Annotated in this window: 15 protein-coding genes; 9 read left to right on the top strand and 6 right to left on the bottom strand. The window is 62.9% G+C overall.

The features are described 5' to 3' along the window. Positions 1 to 18 precede the first annotated feature (18 nt). The 4 genes from AC5J09_RS20705 (at position 19) to AC5J09_RS20690 (ending at position 4641) form a co-directional block, all read left to right on the top strand. Positions 19 to 1089 (top strand): BMP family ABC transporter substrate-binding protein, encoded by a 1071-nt coding sequence (locus AC5J09_RS20705; RefSeq protein WP_494298382.1) that lies wholly within the window; start codon positions 19 to 21, stop codon positions 1087 to 1089. Between the two features lie 176 nt (positions 1090 to 1265). Then, positions 1266 to 2015 carry a FadR/GntR family transcriptional regulator gene (locus AC5J09_RS20700; protein WP_018094988.1) on the top strand — a complete coding sequence of 250 codons (750 nt, stop codon included), beginning with the start codon at positions 1266 to 1268 and terminating at the stop codon, positions 2013 to 2015. Between the two features lie 617 nt (positions 2016 to 2632). Continuing rightward, positions 2633 to 3925: a hemolysin family protein gene (locus tag AC5J09_RS20695; RefSeq protein WP_100673217.1), complete on the top strand. Its 1293-nt coding sequence runs from the start codon at positions 2633 to 2635 to the stop codon at positions 3923 to 3925. 125 nt (positions 3926 to 4050) lie between these two features. Beyond that, complete coding sequence (locus AC5J09_RS20690) at positions 4051 to 4641, top strand: hypothetical protein (RefSeq protein ID WP_324763420.1); 591 nt, start codon at positions 4051 to 4053, stop codon at positions 4639 to 4641. 59 nt (positions 4642 to 4700) lie between these two features. On the opposite strand, the gene AC5J09_RS20685 is transcribed toward AC5J09_RS20690, so the two are convergent. Genes AC5J09_RS20685 through AC5J09_RS20665 form a run of 5 tightly spaced genes read right to left on the bottom strand, consistent with a single transcriptional unit; the run spans position 4701 to position 10164 of the window. Further along, a complete protein-coding gene (locus tag AC5J09_RS20685; protein WP_494298381.1) occupies positions 4701 to 5921 on the bottom strand; it encodes a molybdopterin molybdotransferase MoeA in 1221 nt (406 codons plus the stop codon). Further along, positions 5921 to 6415: a cyclic pyranopterin monophosphate synthase MoaC gene (gene moaC / locus AC5J09_RS20680; protein ID WP_494298380.1), complete on the bottom strand. Its 495-nt coding sequence runs from the start codon at positions 6413 to 6415 to the stop codon at positions 5921 to 5923. Before moaC ends, AC5J09_RS20685 begins: the two co-directional genes overlap by 1 nt. Continuing rightward, entirely contained in the window at positions 6415 to 7230 is an 816-nt protein-coding gene (gene trpC / locus AC5J09_RS20675; protein WP_324763417.1) for an indole-3-glycerol phosphate synthase TrpC, read from the bottom strand. The genes moaC and trpC overlap by 1 nt, the downstream gene beginning before the upstream one ends. 9 nt (positions 7231 to 7239) lie before the next feature. After that, complete coding sequence (trpD, locus tag AC5J09_RS20670) at positions 7240 to 8253, bottom strand: anthranilate phosphoribosyltransferase (RefSeq protein WP_324763416.1); 1014 nt, start codon at positions 8251 to 8253, stop codon at positions 7240 to 7242. Positions 8254 to 8271: 18 nt separating this feature from the next. Beyond that, positions 8272 to 10164, bottom strand: coding sequence for a peptidylprolyl isomerase (locus AC5J09_RS20665; RefSeq protein WP_494298379.1), 1893 nt, complete (start codon positions 10162 to 10164; stop codon positions 8272 to 8274). A 351-nt stretch (positions 10165 to 10515) separates the two neighbouring features. Here AC5J09_RS20665 and AC5J09_RS20660 point away from each other — a divergent pair, with 351 nt between their 5' ends. The 5 genes from AC5J09_RS20660 (at position 10516) to AC5J09_RS20640 (ending at position 16958) form a co-directional block, all read left to right on the top strand. Beyond that, positions 10516 to 12162, top strand: a complete 1647-nt coding sequence (locus AC5J09_RS20660; protein WP_100673224.1) for a Na/Pi cotransporter family protein — start codon at positions 10516 to 10518, stop codon at positions 12160 to 12162. Between the two features lie 151 nt (positions 12163 to 12313). Further along, positions 12314 to 13684, top strand: coding sequence for a bifunctional UDP-N-acetylglucosamine diphosphorylase/glucosamine-1-phosphate N-acetyltransferase GlmU (glmU, locus tag AC5J09_RS20655; RefSeq protein ID WP_018094979.1), 1371 nt, complete (start codon positions 12314 to 12316; stop codon positions 13682 to 13684). Positions 13685 to 13926: 242 nt separating this feature from the next. Then, a complete protein-coding gene (gene glmS / locus AC5J09_RS20650; protein ID WP_494298378.1) occupies positions 13927 to 15753 on the top strand; it encodes a glutamine--fructose-6-phosphate transaminase (isomerizing) in 1827 nt (608 codons plus the stop codon). Further along, positions 15750 to 16247 (top strand): GNAT family N-acetyltransferase, encoded by a 498-nt coding sequence (locus tag AC5J09_RS20645; protein WP_100673227.1) that lies wholly within the window; start codon positions 15750 to 15752, stop codon positions 16245 to 16247. The genes glmS and AC5J09_RS20645 overlap by 4 nt, the downstream gene beginning before the upstream one ends. An 18-nt stretch (positions 16248 to 16265) precedes the next feature. Then, positions 16266 to 16958, top strand: a complete 693-nt coding sequence (locus AC5J09_RS20640; RefSeq protein ID WP_003537698.1) for a DUF502 domain-containing protein — start codon at positions 16266 to 16268, stop codon at positions 16956 to 16958. Positions 16959 to 16973: 15 nt separating this feature from the next. Here AC5J09_RS20640 and recG read toward each other — a convergent pair whose 3' ends face one another. After that, positions 16974 to 19079, bottom strand: a complete 2106-nt coding sequence (gene recG / locus AC5J09_RS20635; RefSeq protein WP_494298377.1) for an ATP-dependent DNA helicase RecG — start codon at positions 19077 to 19079, stop codon at positions 16974 to 16976. Positions 19080 to 19116: the final 37 nt, after the last annotated feature.

The following is a 19116-nucleotide window of genomic DNA, read 5'->3' as shown; positions in this document are numbered from 1 at the left end:
AACCGACAGAGGTTAAAAATGAAAAAACTACTCGTCGCCCTCGCAACCACCGTCGCCGTGCTCGGTATCGCGCCGGCTGCAAGCGCTCAGGAGAAGGCAAAGATCTGCTTCATCTATGTCGGCTCGAAGACAGACGGCGGCTGGACCCAGGCCCACGACATCGGCCGCCAGGAGCTCGAAAAGGAACTCGGCGACAAGATCGAAACGCAGTTCCTGGAAAACGTGCCGGAAGGTCCGGACGCCGAACGCGCGATCGAGCGCCTGGCGCGTTCCGGCTGTGGTCTGATTTTCACCACGTCCTTCGGGTTCATGGATGCGACGATCAAGATCGCCGGCAAGTTCCCGGATGTGAAGTTCGAGCACGCGACCGGCTACAAGACCGCGCCGAACGTCGCCACCTATAACAGCCGTTTCTACGAAGGCCGTTACATCCAGGGCCAGATCGCCGCGAAAATGTCGGAAAAGGGCGTTGCCGGCTACATCGCCTCCTTCCCGATTCCCGAGGTGGTGATGGGCATCAACGCCTTCGTCGTCGGTGCCCGGGCGGTCAATCCGGACTTCAAGATCAAGGTCGTATGGGCGAACACCTGGTTCGATCCGGGCAAGGAAGCGGACGCCGCCAAGGCGCTCATCGACCAGGGCGTCGATATCATCACTCAGCATACCGACACAACCGCGCCGATGCAGGTCGCAGCCGAGCGTGGTATCAAAGCTTTCGGTCAGGCATCCGACATGATTGCCGCCGGCCCGCAGACGCAATTGACTGCGATCGTCGATACCTGGGGCGCCTACTATGTGAAGCGCACCAAGGCCTTCCTCGATGGAACATGGTCGACGACTTCGAGCTGGGACGGCCTGAAGGACGGCATCCTGACCATGGCGCCCTACACCAACATGCCCGATGACGTCAAGGCGATGGCGGAAGCGACGGAGGCGAAAATCAAGTCCGGCGAACTGAAGCCGTTTACCGGTCCGCTCAACAAGCAGGATGGCAGCCCGTGGCTGAAAGAGGGCGAGACCGCCGACGACGCGACGCTGCTCGGCATGAACTTCTATGTCGAAGGCGTAGACGACAAGCTGCCGCAATAATCGAACGCCCGAACACGGCAATTGCAACCCCGCGCCTCGTGCGCGGGGTTTTCTATAGTCCGACGGCCTACCTGCAACTCTCCGCAGGCCTTTCAGGAATCGTCTATTCGATCTAGTGTTGATCGTCGCCGGCAAGAATCACGCTGACGATGAGGAGTTTCCCTGGGGAGGAGTGGTTGAAGAGCGTGCTTGAGACCGTGATATCCGGCACGCCGAAGCGGACGAGCCATGCACAGGTCGTGGATCAGCTCGGCAAGGCGATCGTTTCGGGCGAGTTCCCGGTCGGCAGCATTCTCCCCGGAGATCCTGAACTGGCGCTCCGTTTCCGCGTCTCGCGGACGGTACTGCGCGAAGCGATGAAGACGCTTGCCGCCAAGGGCATGATCGTTCCGCGCGCCCGGATCGGCACGCGCGTCACGCCCCGAAAGGAATGGAATCTCTTCGACAGCGACATTCTCACCTGGCATTTCGCCTGCGGCGTCGATGAGGACTTTCTCTACCATCTGAGCGAGGTACGGCTTGCCTTCGAGACCCATGCTGCGGCACTGGCGGCAAGAAACGCGTCGGATGCGGAAATCGCGGGGATGATGCGGCTCGCCGTCGCCATGGGCGAGGCGAATCACACCCCCGAGAGTCTCGCCGTAGCGGACCTCAAGTTCCATCTCTCGGTCATCGAAGCATCCGGCAATCCCTTTCTGCGTACCGTCGGGGGCTTGATCGAGGCAGCTCTTGTGGGCGTGTTCAAGCTCAGTTCGCCGACAGCTGAGAAGGGCGGCATCGACGAAGTTGCGCGCAACCATATCCGCATCGTCGAGGCGATCGGCAAACGCGACGAAGCGGCTGCACGCCTGGCGATGGAGCACGTGATCAAGGTAGGGCGTGCGCGTATCCGTCAGGCGCTAAGCGGCGGCGGTGCAGAAGCCTGACCGAAGGCCCTCAAACACTTTGACAAGACAGCGGCCTTCCAAGGCCTGTTGAGATTCGGGACACCCGCCGCGCTTTTTTTGACTTCCTCATTCCTGTGCTCGTCACAGGCATCCAGCCAGACCAAGTCCTTGGGCTGAAAGAACGCTTCCCGCGCCGCGGACGCGGCGCTGCTGGATCCCTGTGACAAGCACAGGGGGCGGAGAGGGTGCGGCCCTCGGCGCGTTTCTCGCGTCGCAGGTCGACCATCCCTCGCATTCTTCGCAGCGAATGTTGCAGTAGGCGCACATCCCCGGTCCTCGTTCCTGTGCTTGTCACAGGAATCCAGCCAGACCAAGTCCTTGGGCTGAAAGAACGCTTCCCGCGCCGCGGACGCGGCGCTGCTGGATCCCTGTGACGAGCACAGGGATGAGGGGAGGAGAGGTTGCAGTCCTGAGACGCTTCCCGCTCTAACTTACGTTCATGCTTTTAGGTCGAGCCGACCTCAGAACATCGTGATCCAGGGACCGGCGCCCGGCCGTGAAATCCTGCTGGTGGCCTTGCCCGACCATGCGGCTTAGCCTATCTGGGAAGCGGGCAGTCGCGCGGCGGCCCTTTTTTCAACGGTGAACCGGAGACTATGTTCGAGCTTCTTGTCATTTTCATTCTGCTCTTGATCAACGCTTTCTTCGCGTTGTCGGAAATGGCAATCGTCTCGGCAAGCAAGCCGCTGCTTCGTCAGATGGTGAAGCAGGGAAACCGGCGCGCGGAGGCCGCGCTCACGCTGGCCGAGGATCCGGGCAAGTTCCTGTCGACGGTGCAGGTCGGCATCACCCTTGTCGGCATCCTCGCGGGCGCCTATGGCGGCGCGACGATCGCGGCAAAGATTGCTCCGTTCCTGAACGACATCGGTTGGATCAGCCCTTACGGCGACACCGTCGCGGTCGCACTCGTCGTCACGCTGATCACATTTTTGTCGGTGGTCATCGGCGAGCTCATCCCCAAGCAGCTGGCGCTGCGAAATCCGGAAGGGCTGGCCATGTTCGTCGCCGGTCCGATGGCGCTGCTTTCCCGTATCGCAGCGCCGGTCGTTTTTATTTTCGAAACGGCGGCCTCTATTGCGATGCGGCTCATGGGCATGAGGCCGGAGGATGCCGATCGCGTCACCGAAGAGGAAGTGCAGGCGATCATGGCGGAAGGCGTCGAAAGCGGCGCCATCGAGAAGAGCGAGCACGAGATGCTGCGGCGAATCATCCGCCTCGGCGATCGGAACGTCAAATCGATCATGACCCACCGCACAGAGGTCGGTTTCATCGACGTTCACGACAGCCTGGAGACGATCGGACAGAAGATCCGGCAATTCGGCCACTCGCGCTACCCGGTGATCGACGGCCCATCGGGTGATGTCATCGGCGCGGTCCTTACCAAGGAAATATTGAATGTTGCGCCGGCCGCGCCCTTCAACATCCGCGATTATGTCCGCGAAATTCTTACCCTGCCGGAGACGGCCTCCTGTCTGAAGGCTCTCGAAGCCTTCAAGTCGTCCAGCATCAATATGGCGATGATTGTCGACGAATACGGGAGCACGGAGGGGATCATCACCACCGCCGACATCCTGGAGGCAATCGTCGGCGTCATCCCGTCGAATTATGATAATTCCGAACACGCTCTCATTCGCCAGCGCGACGACGGCAGCTATATCGTAGACGGACGGACGCCGATCGATGAAATTCACCTCCAGATCGGCATCGATGGAATCGAAGCGGACGGCGATTTCGAAACCATAGCCGGCTTCCTGGTGCAGCAGTTGCGCAAGACTCCGGAGGAGGGCGACACCGCCGAGGCCCACGGCTACCGCTTCGAGGTGATCGACATGGACGGCCGACGCATCGACAAGATCCTCGTCAGCCGGGCCGGTGAAACACTTTCATGACGCGGTTTTCCGCGACATCCCGCGTCTCGACTCATCGGAATCGATCACATTCATGATTTCAGGTCGATCCGACCTAAAATCACCGCGATCCGCTTGGAAGTAGTCGAGGTGAATGCGCGCGGGCGATGCAGATGGCGGCGAAGGCGGAAAATCGTAAGGGACGCGGGAGACTCTGGAGGAGAGCGGCGTGGGGCGCGGCCGCGGCGCTTATGCTGCTGCCCTTGCTCGCAATGCAAGTCACGGAGGAAGTGGCCTGGGATGTCGCCGATTTCGCTGTCTTCGGAGCCATGCTGATCGCCGCAGGCGGCGTCTATGAGGCGTCGGCGAGGTTCTCTGCCGGCAACGCATACCGCGCAGCCATCGGCCTTGCGCTGGCGACAGCATTCCTCCTGGTGTGGGCGAATCTCGCCGTCGGCATCATCGGGACCGAGGATGACCCCGCCAACCTCCTCTATGGCGGGGTGCTGGCGTTCGGCATCATCAGCGCCTTCATTGCGCGCTTTCAGCCGGCCGGAATGGCACGCGCTTTCTTCGCAACCGCGCTCGCGCAGGCGCTGGTCGCCGCGGTCGCGGTAGCCGCAGGGATGGGTTACCCGGCAAGTCCGCCGCTGGAGATCCTTGGCGTCAATGCCTTGTTCGCAATGCTCTGGGTCGCATCGGCCTTGTTGTTTCGGAAAGCGGCGCAGGAAAAACCTCCCGCGGGCAGGGCGCCGTAGCTCAGCTCTCCAGCCTTCTTCGCCGATCTCGAGGGCATTTCAATTAGGTCCAACGCAAGTCAGGCGGGATCTCTGAGCCTGAAAACCCTGCATGCCTCTCCGCTTGCGGCTTCGGGAGCACCCGGTCGCCGCACGATCAACCCGTCGGACTGCGCGAAAACGCTGACCATGGACGAATCCTGCCGCGGGAAGGGATGCGCCACGAGCGAACCGTCCGCCTCGAGCGTGAGGCGGGCACGTATATAATCCTGGCGCCGGTCATTGGCCGGCAGCGCTGCGGCAAGCCGTGCATCGACCAGTCTCGAACGGGGCGGCAGATGCGAAAGCTTGCGCGTCAAAGGCTCGAGGAAGAGCAGGGCGCAGACGAGGCTCGAAACCGGGTTTCCGGGAAGGCCGAGTACCGTGACGCCGTCGAGATCGCCGACCATCAGCGGTTTTCCCGGCCGCATGGCGATGCGCCAAAAGTCCAGCGTCATGCCGCAGCCGAGAAGCGTCGACTGGACGAGATCGTGATCGCCGACCGAGGCTCCTCCGAGTGTTACCAGCACGTCCACCTGGGCTGCCTGTGCCTTGGCGACGGCGCTGGCGATCGCTGCCCGATCGTCGCCGACGATGCCGAGATCAAGAACTTCGGCCCCATTGTCGCGGGCAACCGCAGCGATTCCGAAACTGTTGGAAGCGATGATCTGGTCGGGGCCGAGGGAACTTCCCGGCGGCAACAACTCGTCGCCCGTGGCGATGATTGCAACCTTGGTTCGCGCGAAAACCGGCAGGTCCTGATGATTCATGCCGGCCGCGAGCGTCAGGCGGCCGGCATCGAGCGCGCTTCCGGCGGAGAGCGCGACGTCACCTGCCAGGAAGTCCTGGCCCGCCAAACGGATGTGGCGGCCCTTTGCCGGCGCAAACAGGGTGCGGATGCGGCCGTCCGGCAGTTTTTCCGTGTCTTCCTGAATAATGACGGTATCGGCGCCTGCAGGTACCGGCGCGCCGGTAAAGATGCGTACGGCCTCCCCGCCTTTCACCTCGCCGCGAAAACGGTGTCCTGCCGCCGACTGGCCGATAACGGAGAGCTCCGCTCCGACTTCGGAGATATCGTCGTGGCGGACGGCATAACCATCCATCGCGGAATTGTCGAAAGGGGGGTGGGTCAGCTTGGCCGCTACGTTCTCGGCGAGCACCCTTCCGAGGCATTCATGCAGCGAAACGCGCTCCGTCCGTTGCAGCGGATTGGCCCTGGCCAAAATCCTCTGAAGTGCTTCCTCGACCGAAAGAAGCGACATCAGCGCATCTCTCCCCCGCGGTGATAATCGCCGGAACGCCCGCCCGACTTGCTGACCAGCCGCACGCCGCAGATTTCCATTTCCCGGTCAGCGGCCTTGGCCATGTCGTATATCGTCAGGCAGGCTACGCTGACGGCAGTCAACGCCTCCATTTCGACACCCGTCCGTCCGGTCAGCTTCGCCATCGCTTCGACCCGCAAACCGGGAAGGGCGTCATCCGGCTTAATTTCGACGGACACTTTCGTCAGCATCAAGGGATGGCAGAGCGGAATGAGGCTGGATGTCTGCTTGGCGGCCATGATACCCGCGAGCCGGGCGGTCGCGATCACGTCGCCCTTCTTGGCGTTTCCTTCGCGAATGAGTGTCAGCGTCTCCGGCTTCATCCTGACGAAGCCCTCCGCGACAGCGATACGGACCGTCTCGGCCTTGTCGCCGACATCGACCATGCGGGCTTCGCCGGCGCTGTCTATATGGGTGAGGGCCGGCCCGCTCATCACTCTGCCGCCAGGATATTTGCCGAGCCGGTCAGCAGCGCGCGCGTCGCCGCCTCTACGTCGTCCTTCCTCATCAGGCTTTCACCGACCAGGAAGGTCGTAATCCCGCTCTTTTCCAGGCGCCGGCAGTCTTCGTGGGTGAAAACGCCGCTTTCGCCGACCAGGAGACGGTCTGAGGAAACCATTGCCGCAAGCCGTTCGGAGACGGCGAGGTCGACCTCGAACGTCCTGAGATTACGGTTGTTGATCCCGACGAGCGGCGATGACAGGCGAAGTGCTCGCTCCATCTCCTCCGCGTCGTGTACTTCGACGAGGACATCCATGCCGAGTGCAAACGCGGCTTCTTCCAGCCGGCGCGCATCATCGTCGCTAAGCGAAGCCATGATCAGCAGTATGCAATCGGCGCCCCAGGCGCGCGCTTCGAAAACCTGATAGCTGTCGAACATGAAGTCCTTGCGCAGAGCCGGGAGTAGGCAGGCCTCGCGTGCCCTCGTCAGGAACTCCGGCGCACCCTGGAAGCTCGGCGCGTCGGTAAGGACGGAGAGGCAGGCAGCGCCGCCCGCGGCATAGGCCTTCGCCAGTTCCGGAGGGTCGAAATCGGGCCGGATCAAACCCTTCGAGGGGCTCGCCTTCTTGATTTCGGCGATCAGCCCGAACTGGCCTTTTTCCCGCCGGGCCACAAGCGCGGCGTGGAAACCGCGCGGTGCCGACTGATCGGCGGCCCGCGCCTTCAACTCTTCGAGCGGAACGCGCGCTTTCGCGGCGGCGATCTCCTCTCGCTTATAGGCTTCGATGCGGCGCAGGATGTCCGTCATGTCTTCTCCTCAAGCCGCGTTCGAGACGGTGATCAACCGCTGCAAGGCGACCTTGGCACCGCCGCTCGAAAGCGATTGCCGGGCCAGCGCCATGCCTTCGGACAAGTCCCTGGCGCGCCCTGCTATCATCAACGAAGCGGCGGCATTCGCAAGGGAAATGTCCCGGTAGGCATTTTCCGCGCCGTCGAGAACGGCCTGCAACGCAGCGGCATTGTGGGCTCCGTCTCCGCCCTTCAAGGCATCGAGCGACACCCGTTCGAGGCCGAAATCGGCCGGCGTCAGCTCGAAGTTGGTGATCGTGCCGTCCTTGAGCGCCGCCACTTTGGTCACGCCGGTCGTGGTGATCTCGTCGAGCCCTTCGCCATGCACGACCCAGACGCTTTGCGAACCGAGATCGCGGAGCACTTCCGCGAGCGGGTCGACCCATTGCGGCGCATAGACGCCGACGAGCTGCTGCCTGACGCCGGCGGGATTGGCCAGGGGGCCGAGCAGGTTGAAGATGGTCCTCGTTCCAAGTTCCACCCGCGTCGGGCCGACGTGGCGCATGGCCGAATGGTGCTGCTGGGCGAACATGAAGCCGAGACCGGCCTCGGCAATGCAGCGCGAGATCGCCGCAGGTCCGATCTCGAGATTGACCCCAAGGCAGGAGAGCGCATCGGCCGTTCCGGACTTCGAACTGAGCGCGCGGTTGCCATGCTTGGCGACCGGTACACCGGCACCCGCGACGATCAGCGCGGCGAGTGTGGAAATGTTGTAGGTACCGGCACCGTCGCCGCCCGTGCCGACGATGTCGATCGCTCCGTCAGGCGCTTCCACGGGCAACATGCGTGCGCGCATCGCGCCGACCGCGCCCACGATCTCGTCGACCGTTTCGCCGCGCACCCGGAGCGCCATCAGAAAACCGCCGATCTGCGATGGGGTGGCGGCTCCGGACATGATGATCTCGAAGGCCGCGCGCGCATCCTCGCGACTCAGTGCCTCGCGCCCTGCGACCTTCGCGACGAACGGTTTCAAATCACTCATGGGTTCGCTTCTCCGTCGTCACCGTTGCGCTAGGGCCGTTTCGGCAAGCGACTGGTTGATCGAAACGCCGTAAGCAGTTTGCAAGGTGGAGACCATCTGATCCAGGATGTCGTCACCGCTCGCGCGCGCAATCGCTTCGATCTGGCTGCTGTCGTTGTCGAGGGCGTCGGCAGGTGCTTTCTCTTCGATCGATGTAACCTGCATGAGCACCTGGCCATCGCCGCCGATCCCCGGGGCATTGGCGACATGGCCGTTCGGGCCGCCGAAGGCCGCGATCACCGCGGCAGGGCTGAGGCTCGCATCGTTGGTCCCGCGGGTCAGCCCGGCCTTGGTCTCGACGACAAGGCCGAGTTCGGTTGCGATATCGGCGAGCTTGGCGCCCTTCTCGATACGTTCCTTGAGTTCCTTCGCCTTGGCGGCCAGTGCCGCGCGCTGCTGCTCCGCAGTCCAGTCGGCGGCCACTTCGTCGCGAACTTCGTCAAGCGTCCGGTCCCGGGCCGGAATGATTTCCTCGACATCGAACCATGCGGAGCCGTCGCGCCCGATATTGACGGCAAGGGTATCCGTTCCGACGTCAGCCTTGAAGACTTCCTGGAGAAGGGCGCGCGGTTCCGGAAGGTCCTTAACTTCGTCGCCGTTTTGATCCTTGCCGGAAGCGTCGACCGCGTCGACGGTGACGAGCTTGAGCTTCAGCTGTTCGGCGATCTCCTTGACGGTCACGCCGCCGGCGCGTTCATCTTCGATCTTGTCATGAAGGCCGACGAGCTGCTCGCGGGCGGCGTCGAGGGCGATTTCCTTGCGCAGTTCTTCCTTGACTTCGTCAAAGCTGCGAACCGCATCGGGCCGGATGTTGGTTACGCGCAGGATGACCGGGCCGAATGCACCTTCGACGACGGGCGTGGTGCCGCCATCCTGGGCAACGGCAAAGGCTGCGTCGGCAATCTTTGCGTCGGGCATGCGATCCTTGGTGAAGTCGCCGAGGAGTACATCTGCCGACGTCTTGCCCTCGGCCTTGACCAGATCGTCGAAGGACGTGCCGGCGGCAAGCTTGGCGGCCGCGGCGTCGGCGGCCTCGCGCGACGGGAAGGTGAGCTGCTCGACCGTCCTCGTTGCCGGCGTGCGGTAGCTCTCCTTGCGCTTCTCATAATCGGCGCGAAGCTCTTCCTCCGTTACCGCGTCGGGTGCGGCCAGGTCCTCGGGCTCCAGCTTGATGTAGCTGATCTTGCGGTATTCCGGAGCGCGATAGTTCGCCTTGCGGCTTTCGAACCAGGGCGCGAGCACGTCGTCGCCCGGCGTTTTGACCGCATCGATATTTGCGTTGGAAAGCAGCAGATAGTCGATCGTGCGCGTCTCATGGCGGTATTTGCCAATGGCGTCGACGAGTACCTTGGGCGCCGTGTAACCATCCGTGAGCGCATCGACGATCTGCGATCGAACCGCGACCTGGCTGCGGTTGTTGATGTAATCCTGCTCAGTCAGCCCGGCATTGCGCAGCACGCTCGAAAATGTCAGCCGGTCGAACTGCCCGTTGACGCCATGGAAGGCGGGGTCTTCGCCGATCAGCCGCGCAAGCCTGTCTTCCGAAAGACCGAGATTCATGTCGGTAGCGAGCTGGTCGAGGGCGGCACCGGCGACGAGCTGGGCGTAGACCTGGTTCTCGACGCCGAAAGCTTGTGCCTGCTGGCGCGACAAAGGCGTACCGAGCTGGCGCGAGAGCAGGGCGATCTGCCGTTCGTAAGCCAGGCGAAAGTCGCTCGCCGACACCTTGATGTCGCCGACGGTAACGACCGCATTGGGAGTGCTTGGCACCATCAACGTCTGACCACCCCACACCATGAATGAGAGGATGAGAAGGGCCAGCAGGCCTTTGACGACCCGGGTCTGGGCAGCGTTTCTCAGGGAGTCGAGCATGGGGGCAGAAAACCTCGTTGGGATGCGTCGGCATTACGCCGAATGAATTCGTTCCTTAGAACAAACCAGAGAGGAATTGAAGGCCGGTTCGTCGCAAATTGCCGCCGGCGGAGTTGAACCTGCCACCCTATCGCCATGACAGCGCGCATCAGGGCTGCCGGGGCATTCAAGAGCAAAGGCTGCAAAAGGCGCTAACGACGAAGGCAATGTCGGAATTTGTTAGCCGGCAACTTAAAGCGAGCTGCAAATTAGGCGTTGGAAGCGCGCCCCACTGTGGCAAACTGCTGGGAATCGTTTTTCGATACTCGACCGGGACTTTCGATCCGTCGGCCATTACGGGAAATCACCTCCATGCAGTCCACGATCGTGATGGTCAATCTCTTTGGTGCAGTTGCGCTGCTGCTCTTCGGCCTGTCGCTGGTCAAGGACGGGGTGACGCGTGCCTTCGGGGCGCGCCTGCGCGCAGGTCTTGCGCGCGGAACGAACGGTCCCTTCCGGGCTTTTGCGACGGGGCTCGTCGCAACGCTCGGGCTCCAGAGTTCGACGGCCACGGCACTCATGACGGCCTCTTTCGTCGAGAAGGGGCTCATCCGTTCGCAGATGGCGCAGATCGTGCTGCTGGGCGCCAATGTCGGCACCGCGATGACGGCCTGGATCGTCGCACTCGGCATCGGATGGCTTTCGCCGCTGCTCATCCTCGCAGGCGTGGCCACCCACCGCATGAGCCGGTCGAGCGCGCGCCAGGGCGCCGGCTACGCGCTCGTGGGCATCGGTCTGATGCTTCTGTCGCTCGAACTGCTCGGCACGGCGACCGAGCCGATGCGCCAATCCCAGGCTTTGGGAGCGTTTCTCGGCATGCTCGACAACGCCTTGCCCGTGGCGATGATCATTGCGGCCGGTCTTGCCTTTGCGTCATCGTCCAGCCTCGCCGTCGTCATGCTGGTGCTGTCGCTTTCATCCGCCGGCGTACTTTCTCCCGTATTGACGGTCGCTCTGGTGCTCGGTGCCAATCTCGGTGGCGCGATCCCGCCGGTCATCACCACGCTCGGCTCGCCGCCGGCCGCCCGCCGGGTCACGCTGGGCAACCTCGTGGTGCGCGGCATCGGCTGTCTCATCGCCCTTCCGGCGGTTGGCGCCAGCGCCGACTTCCTGCAGAGCCTGCCGTTGCCGCGGCAGAACCTGCCCGTCGACGTTCACCTGCTGTTCAATCTGGTCCTGGCGATGGTTGCCTGGCCCTTTGCGGGGTTGCTCGCCCGCACCATGAACCGGTTCTTCCCCGACGACGAAGCGGCCGAAACCGGGCCGCGCTACCTCGATGAGGCGGCGCTCGATACGCCGGTGATGGCTCTTTCCGGCGCTACGCGAGAGGTCCTGAGGGTAGGCGACCTGATCGAGGTCATGCTGATGCGGGCCTCAGAGGCGTTCAGCAAGAATGATGTGAACGAATTGGGCGATATCGAGAATATCGAGCGGCAGGTCGACCTCCTGCAGCAGGAAGTGAAGATCTTTCTGTCCCGGCTTGGCCGCGATGGCTTGAACGAGGAGGACGGGCGCCGTTCGATCGTGATCATCGACTATGCCATCAATCTCGAGCACATGGGCGACATCATCGAAAAGGGTCTCTGTGAACAGATCGCCAAGAAGGTGAGGGGCGGCTTGCGGTTCTCGGAGGATGGCTATCAGGAGCTGAAGGGCCTTTTTAACCTCACCATCGACAATCTGCGCATCGCGCAGACCATCTTCGTCACCCGCAATGCCGACCTGGCGCGTCATCTCATCGAGGTCAAGGTCGACGTGCGGCATATGGAGAAACGCTCCGCAGAGCGCCACCTGGAGCGGTTGCGTGATGGCCTTCTGGAAAGCCTGCAAACCAGTTCGCTGCACCTCGACATGCTGCGGGACCTGAAGCGCATCAACGCGCACATCGCCTCCGTCGCCTATCCCATTCTGGAGGAGAGCGGCCTGCTCACCGAAAGCCGCCTGCGGCCGCCGGGCTGATATCATACGGTTTGAACCGGATTAACGCGACGTGATTGTGCGAATTATGGTTCTCGCAATATGTTGCTGATAGGAACGCGCAAAAAGCGCGCGGGCAGGCGCGAGACGCCGCGTCGGAAAAATGTCCCGAGAGGGTATCAAGGAGATCAGTATGGAACGGACTTGCCTGGCGATCATCCTGGCGGCTGGCGAGAGCACGCGGATGAAATCGGCCATGTCGAAGGTGCTGCATCCGGTTGCCGGGCGACCGATGATCGCCCACGTCGTCGACGCCCTGGCGAGCGCATCGATCTCCGATGTGGCGCTGGTCGTCGGGCGCGATGCGGATGCCGTATCTGCAGCGGCGGCTACCGGCGAAGTGGCCGTCACGTCCTTTCTTCAGAAAGAGCGACTTGGGACCGCCCATGCCGTGCTTGCTGCCCGAGATGCGATCGCGAGAGGCTATGACGACGTTCTCGTTGTATTCGGAGACACGCCGCTTATCACCGCCGCACCCTTGAAGGCTGCCCGCGACGGGCTTGCGGCCGGAGATGACGTCGTGGTGATTGGCTTCCAGGCGGCGGACCCGACCGGATACGGGCGTCTCATCGTGAAGGATGGAGCACTGGTCGCCATCCGAGAACACCGGGACGCCTCCGACGAGGAGCGCCGCATCACCTATTGCAATGGCGGGCTGATGGCAATCGACGGCCGTAAGGCCCTCGATCTCCTGGACCGGATCGGCAACGCCAATGCAAAAGGTGAATACTACCTGACCGATCTCGTCGAGATCGTGCGCTCCCTCGGTGGCCGTGCAATCGCTGTCGAAGCGCCCGAAGAAGAACTCACCGGCTGCAACACCCGCGCCGAGCTTGCCTATATCGAGCGCCTCTGGCAACAGCGCCGTCGTCACGAATTGATGCTGGCGGGCGTGTCGATGATCGCACCCGAGACCGTCTTCCTCTCATGGGACACCACACTTGCCCAGGACGTTCTCCTCGAGCCGAACGTCGTCTTCGGGCCCGGCGTGCGCGTGGAAAGCGGTGCGGTCATCCACGCCTTCTCCCATCTGGAAGGCGCTCACGTCCGTGCCGGCGCTACGGTTGGACCTTTCGCGCGCCTGCGCCCGGGTGCCGACCTCGGAGCGAAGTCGAAGGTCGGCAATTTCTGCGAGGTGAAGAACGCGGAGATCGGTGCCGGAGCCAAGGTCAATCACCTCACCTATATCGGCGACGCCTTCGTCGGCGCCGGATCCAATATCGGCGCCGGAACGATTACCTGCAATTACGATGGCGTGAACAAGCATGTCACCCGCATCGGCGCGAACGCCTTCATAGGCTCCAATTCGTCGCTCGTCGCTCCGGTTTCGATCGGCGACGGGGCGCTCGTGGCGTCCGGAAGCGTGATCACGGAAGACGTGCCGGAGGATGCGGTCGCTTTCGGCCGTGCGCGCCAGGACATCAAGCCCGGCAGGGCGCCCGTATTGCGCGAGCGCTACGAGGCGGAAAAGGCAGCCAGGAAGCGGGCAAAGGCCGCGGAGTAGACGCATTAAATATTGAAACTGAAAGTGAAATCAAAACGGATTGCGTCGCGACGCAATTTCGCTACCAAGGCTTTTAACGGGCACCTGCGGCGCCGCGCGTTTGTCAGACGCGCAATGGTCGCTACGGCATTTAGAGCTGCTGCATATTCCTGTCCTTGAGCCGGTGCGACTCGAGGAAACATGCAGTGGTCGTTACTTTTGAGCTGATACGCCGCAGGGCGTGAAGAGACGCGGAGAGGGATATGTGCGGGATTGTTGGCATCGTCGGGAATCAGCCGGTATCGGAGCGGCTGGTCGAAGCATTGAAGCGCCTGGAGTATCGCGGCTATGATTCGGCCGGCGTCGCGACGATCGACGGGGGAAAGCTGCAGCGCCGGCGGGCCGAGGGCAAGCTGGTCAACCTCGAGAGCAGGTTGAGAGAGGAGCCTCTGGCCGGCACCATCGGCATCGCCCACACGCGCTGGGCAACCCATGGAGCACCCACGGAACGCAACGCCCACCCGCATTTCACCGAAGGCGTCGCCGTGGTTCACAACGGCATCATCGAGAATTTCGCCGAGCTCAAGGACGAGCTTGCGGCAGCAGGCGCCGAATTCCAGACGGAGACGGACACCGAGGTCGTCGCGCATCTTCTGGCAAAGTTTCGCCGGGACGGCCTTGGGCGGCGCGAGGCGATGCATGCCACGCTGAAGCGCGTCAAGGGCGCCTACGCACTGGCCGTCCTTTTCGAAGACGATCGGTCGACCATCATGGCGGCGCGCAACGGACCGCCGCTGGCGATCGGCCACGGCAACGGCGAGATGTTCCTGGGTTCGGACGCGATCGCGCTTGCGCCCTTTACCAATGAAATCACCTATCTCATCGATGGTGACTGGGCCGTCATCGGCAAGACCGGCGTCCATATCTTCGATTTCGACGGCAATGTCGTCGAGCGTCCGCGCCAGATTTCGACGGCTGCTGCCTTTCTGGTGGACAAGGGCAACCATCGCCACTTCATGGAGAAGGAGATCTATGAGCAGCCGGAGGTCATCGCCCATGCTCTCGGGCACTATGTCAATTTCATAGAGAATCGTGTCGTTCCGATTTCCGACGCCATCGATTTCGGCAAGATCCCGAGCCTGGCGATCTCTGCCTGCGGCACCGCTTATCTCGCCGGCCTGATCGGCAAATACTGGTTCGAGCGCTATGCCCGCCTGCCAGTCGAAATCGACGTCGCGTCCGAATTCCGCTACCGCGAGATACCGCTGTCGCCGCAGTCGGCGGCTCTTTTCATCTCGCAGTCGGGCGAGACCGCCGACACTCTGGCGTCCCTGAGATATTGCAAGGAGCACGGCCTCAAGATCGGCGCGGTCGTCAACGCCCGCGAGTCGAGCATCGCGCGGGAATCCGACGCGGTCTTTCCGATCCTTGCGGGCCCTGAGATCGGCGTCGCCTCGACCAAGGCCTTCACCTGCCAGCTTGCGGTTCTGGCCGCACTCGCCGTCGGCGCGGGCAAGGCCCGCGGGACGATCAGCGACGAAGAGGAGCAGGCGCTCGTAAAGAGCCTTGCCGAAATGCCGCGCATCATGGGTCAGGTGCTGAACAGCATCCAGCCGAAGATCGAGAGTCTGTCGCGCGAACTGTCCAAGTGCCACGACGTGCTCTATCTCGGCCGCGGCACCAGCTTCCCGCTGGCAATGGAAGGGGCGCTGAAACTCAAGGAGATTTCGTATATCCACGCCGAAGGTTACGCCGCGGGCGAGCTGAAGCACGGACCGATCGCCTTGATCGACGAAAACATGCCCGTCATCGTCATCGCGCCGCATGACCGCTTCTACGACAAGACGGTATCGAACATGCAGGAGGTGGCCGCGCGCGGCGGCCGCATCATCCTGATAACCGATGAGAAAGGTGCGGCCGCGTCGAAGCTCGATACGATGCACACGATCGTGCTGCCGGAAGTCGACGAGATCATCGCGCCGATGATCTTCTCATTGCCGGTCCAGCTTCTCGCCTACCATACGGCCGTTTTCATGGGGACCGACGTGGACCAGCCGCGCAACCTCGCCAAATCGGTGACGGTCGAATGATCATCCGACCGGAAACCGCGGGCGATGCCGAGACGATCCGGCAGATTACCGAGGCGGCTTTCGCCGGGCAGCCCTATAGCGACCAGACGGAGGCCCGGATCATCGACCGACTGCGCTCCGAGGACGCCATGACGCTTTCCCTCGTTGCCGAGGAAGAGGGCGAGGTGATCGGTCACATCGCATTTTCGCCTGTCACGATCACCCCGTTCGCGGTCGGCTGGTACGGGCTCGGCCCAGTGTCGGTGCGACCGGATCGGCAAGGACGCGGCACGGGGAGCGCACTTGTGCGCCGCGGGCTCGACATGCTGCGCAAAGCGGGGGCTTCAGGCTGCGTCCTCGCGGGCAATCCGGCCTTCTATGAGAGATTCGGGTTCCGCAACGAGCCTGCTCTTGTTTTTCCGGGTTGTGCGCCGCAATATTTCATGGCTTTACCCTTGTCGGGAGGGCTGGTTTCCGGCACCGTCACTTATCATCCCGCCTTCGGAGCGGACTGACGGATCGATGGCAACGGCATGACGGAAAGTTCCAAAAGCGGCATCATCGCGGCCCGGCTGCGCAACTACTTTCTCACCGGGCTTATCATCTGCGCGCCGCTGGCGATCACGGTGTGGCTGGTCCGCTCCTTTATCGAGTGGGCCGACGGATGGGTGAAACCGTATCTGCCGAGTTTTTATAACCCCGATAATTATCTGCCGATCGCGATCCCGGGTTTCGGGCTGCTCGTCGCCGTAGTAGTCATCACCCTGGTCGGTTTCCTGACCGCAAACCTCGTCGGACGTTCGATCATCAACTTCGGCGAGTCGCTCCTCAACCGGACGCCGCTCGTCCGCTCCATCTACAAGTCGCTGAAGCAGATCTTCCAGACCGTGCTGCAGGACCAGTCGTCCTCGTTCAAGAGGGCGGGGCTGATCGAATATCCAAGCCCCGGGCTGTGGTCGCTGGTCTTCATCGCCACCGATGTGAAGGGCGAGATCGCCGCCAGGTTCGACGAGCGCGGCATGGACATGGTGACGGTCTTCCTGCCTCCGACGCCGATCCCCACCGCCGGCTTCCTGCTCTTCGTGCCGCGCGACAAGATCATTCCTCTGCAGATGAGCGCCGAGGATGCTGCGAAACTGCTGATCTCCGGAGGCCTCGTCGCGCCGGATTACAACCCGCTGGCCAATGCGCCCCCGCGTGCGATCAAACAGCAGGAGAGCGTATGAGGTTCCGGGAGATAATCAGCCGGCCCGCAGGAACCGGATCGCCTCGTCGCGCCGGAAGAGATAGAGCAGCGTCCTGAGCGCCTGACCGCGTTCCGACGTCAGTTCCGGATCCCTGTCTATGACATAGGCGGCATCCTTGCGCGCCATCTCCAGGAGGTCGGCATGCGACTCGAGGCTTGCGATCAGGAAACCCGGCGTACCGGACTGCCGCGTGCCGAGAAGCTCGCCTTCGCCGCGCAGCTTCAGGTCCTCCTCGGCGATCAGGAAGCCGTCTTCGCTTTCACGCAGGACCGAAAGACGCGCGCGCCCTGCTTCGCTGAGCGGGCTCTTGTACAAAAGGATGCAGGTCGAAGCTTCGTCGCCGCGCCCTACGCGGCCGCGTAACTGGTGCAGCTGCGCAAGGCCGAAGCGTTCGGCGTGCTCGATGACCATGATAGTGGCATCCGGCACGTCCACGCCCACCTCGACGACCGTCGTGGCCACGAGCAAACGGATTTCACCGTTCTTGAAGGCGAGCATGACGGCGTCCTTGTCCGGCCCTGCCATGCGCCCGTGCACCAGGCCGACATCCTTGCCGAACCGTCGAGCAAGGCTCTGGTAGCGCTCATCGGCGGACATGGCGTCCGTCTCCTCGGACTCCTCGACAAGCGGGCAGATCCAATAGGCCTTCTTGCCCTGCCGGAGCGCTACGTCGAGCCTTTCCACGATCTCCTCCGTACGTTCGTTCGGTATCGTGACGGTCTGGATCGGCTTGCGCCCTGCCGGCTTCTCTGTGAGCTTCGATACATCCATGTCGCCGAAGGCGGCGAGCACGAGTGTTCTCGGAATTGGCGTCGCGGTCATGACGAGCATGTGCGGAGAGATACCCTTGGCCGTCAGCCGCAGCCTCTGATGCACGCCGAAACGATGCTGCTCGTCGACCACGGCGAGGACGAGTTGGCGATAGATCACGGCGTCCTGGAAGAGTGCGTGCGTGCCGATGACCATCTGCGTCTCGCCGGAGGCAATGCGTTCCAGTATCGCGTCCCGTTCCTTGCCCTTCGTCCTGCCGGTGAGGATATCGATCGTGATGCCCGCCGGCGCGGCCATCCGCGAAAGCGTGGCGTGGTGCTGCCGCGCGAGAATTTCCGTCGGCGCCATCAGCACGGCCTGGCCGCCGGATTCCACCGCCGCCAGCATCGCCATCAAGGCCACGGCCGTCTTGCCGGAGCCGACGTCTCCCTGCAGCAGCCGCAGCATGCGGTCGGCTCCGGACATGTCGGCAAGGATCTCGTCGACGGCCGCCGACTGGCTGTTCGTCAAGGAGAAAGGCAGGGCGGCGATTACCGGACCGCTCAACCGGCCGGTCGGATGAATCGGTGTACCGGCGACTTTGCGCAATCGCTGGCGAACCAGCGAGAGCGAAAGCTGCCCCGCCAGGAACTCGTCATAGGCGATCCGGCGGCGCGCGGGCGCCTGTGCGTCGACATCGGTTTCGTCCCGCGGTTCGTGCAGGCGCTGGAAGCTTTCTTTGGCGCTCTTGAAGCCCTGTTGGCGCAGAAGTGCCTCATCCAGCCATTCCGGCAGGTCCGGGACGCGTGCCACTGCCGCCTCGATCGACTTGCGAAGGGGCCGCGAGGTCAGGCCCGCCGTCAGCCCGTAGACAGGCTCGACGAGCGGCATGTTCTCCGATTCGGACGCACGGACCATGTAGTCAGGGTGGACCATGGAAGCCCGCCCGTTGAACCAGTCCACCTTGCCGCTGACGATCACCGTCTCATCGATGGGCAGGGCCTTTTCGAGCCAGTTCCCCCTGACGCGAAAGAAGGTGAGCGCCAGTTCGCCGGTCTCGTCGTGGAGAAAGACGCGATAGGGCGCGTTCGATCTGCCGCCGGGAGCCGGTTGGTGCCGGTCGACACGTCCGGTGATGGTGACGATCGACCCATCGGGGGCATAAGCGATTCCGGGCTGGCGGCGACGATCGATCAGCGAATGAGGGATATGGAACACAAGATCGACCACGCGGCAGTCCTCAACCGTCTCGCGCCCGAGAAGGCGCGCGTAAAGTTCGCCGGTCTTCGGGCCGATGCCGGGCAAGGTGTCGAGGGGCGAAAACAGCGGATCGAGCAGGGCAGGGCGCATAGCAATGAAATTGCGACGATAATTCCGCCTTTGGCAA

The sequence above is a fragment of the Sinorhizobium sp. genome, from assembly GCF_059070375.1.
Note: the sequence above shows the minus strand (reverse complement) of the source record. Positions and strands in the feature narration are given on the sequence as shown.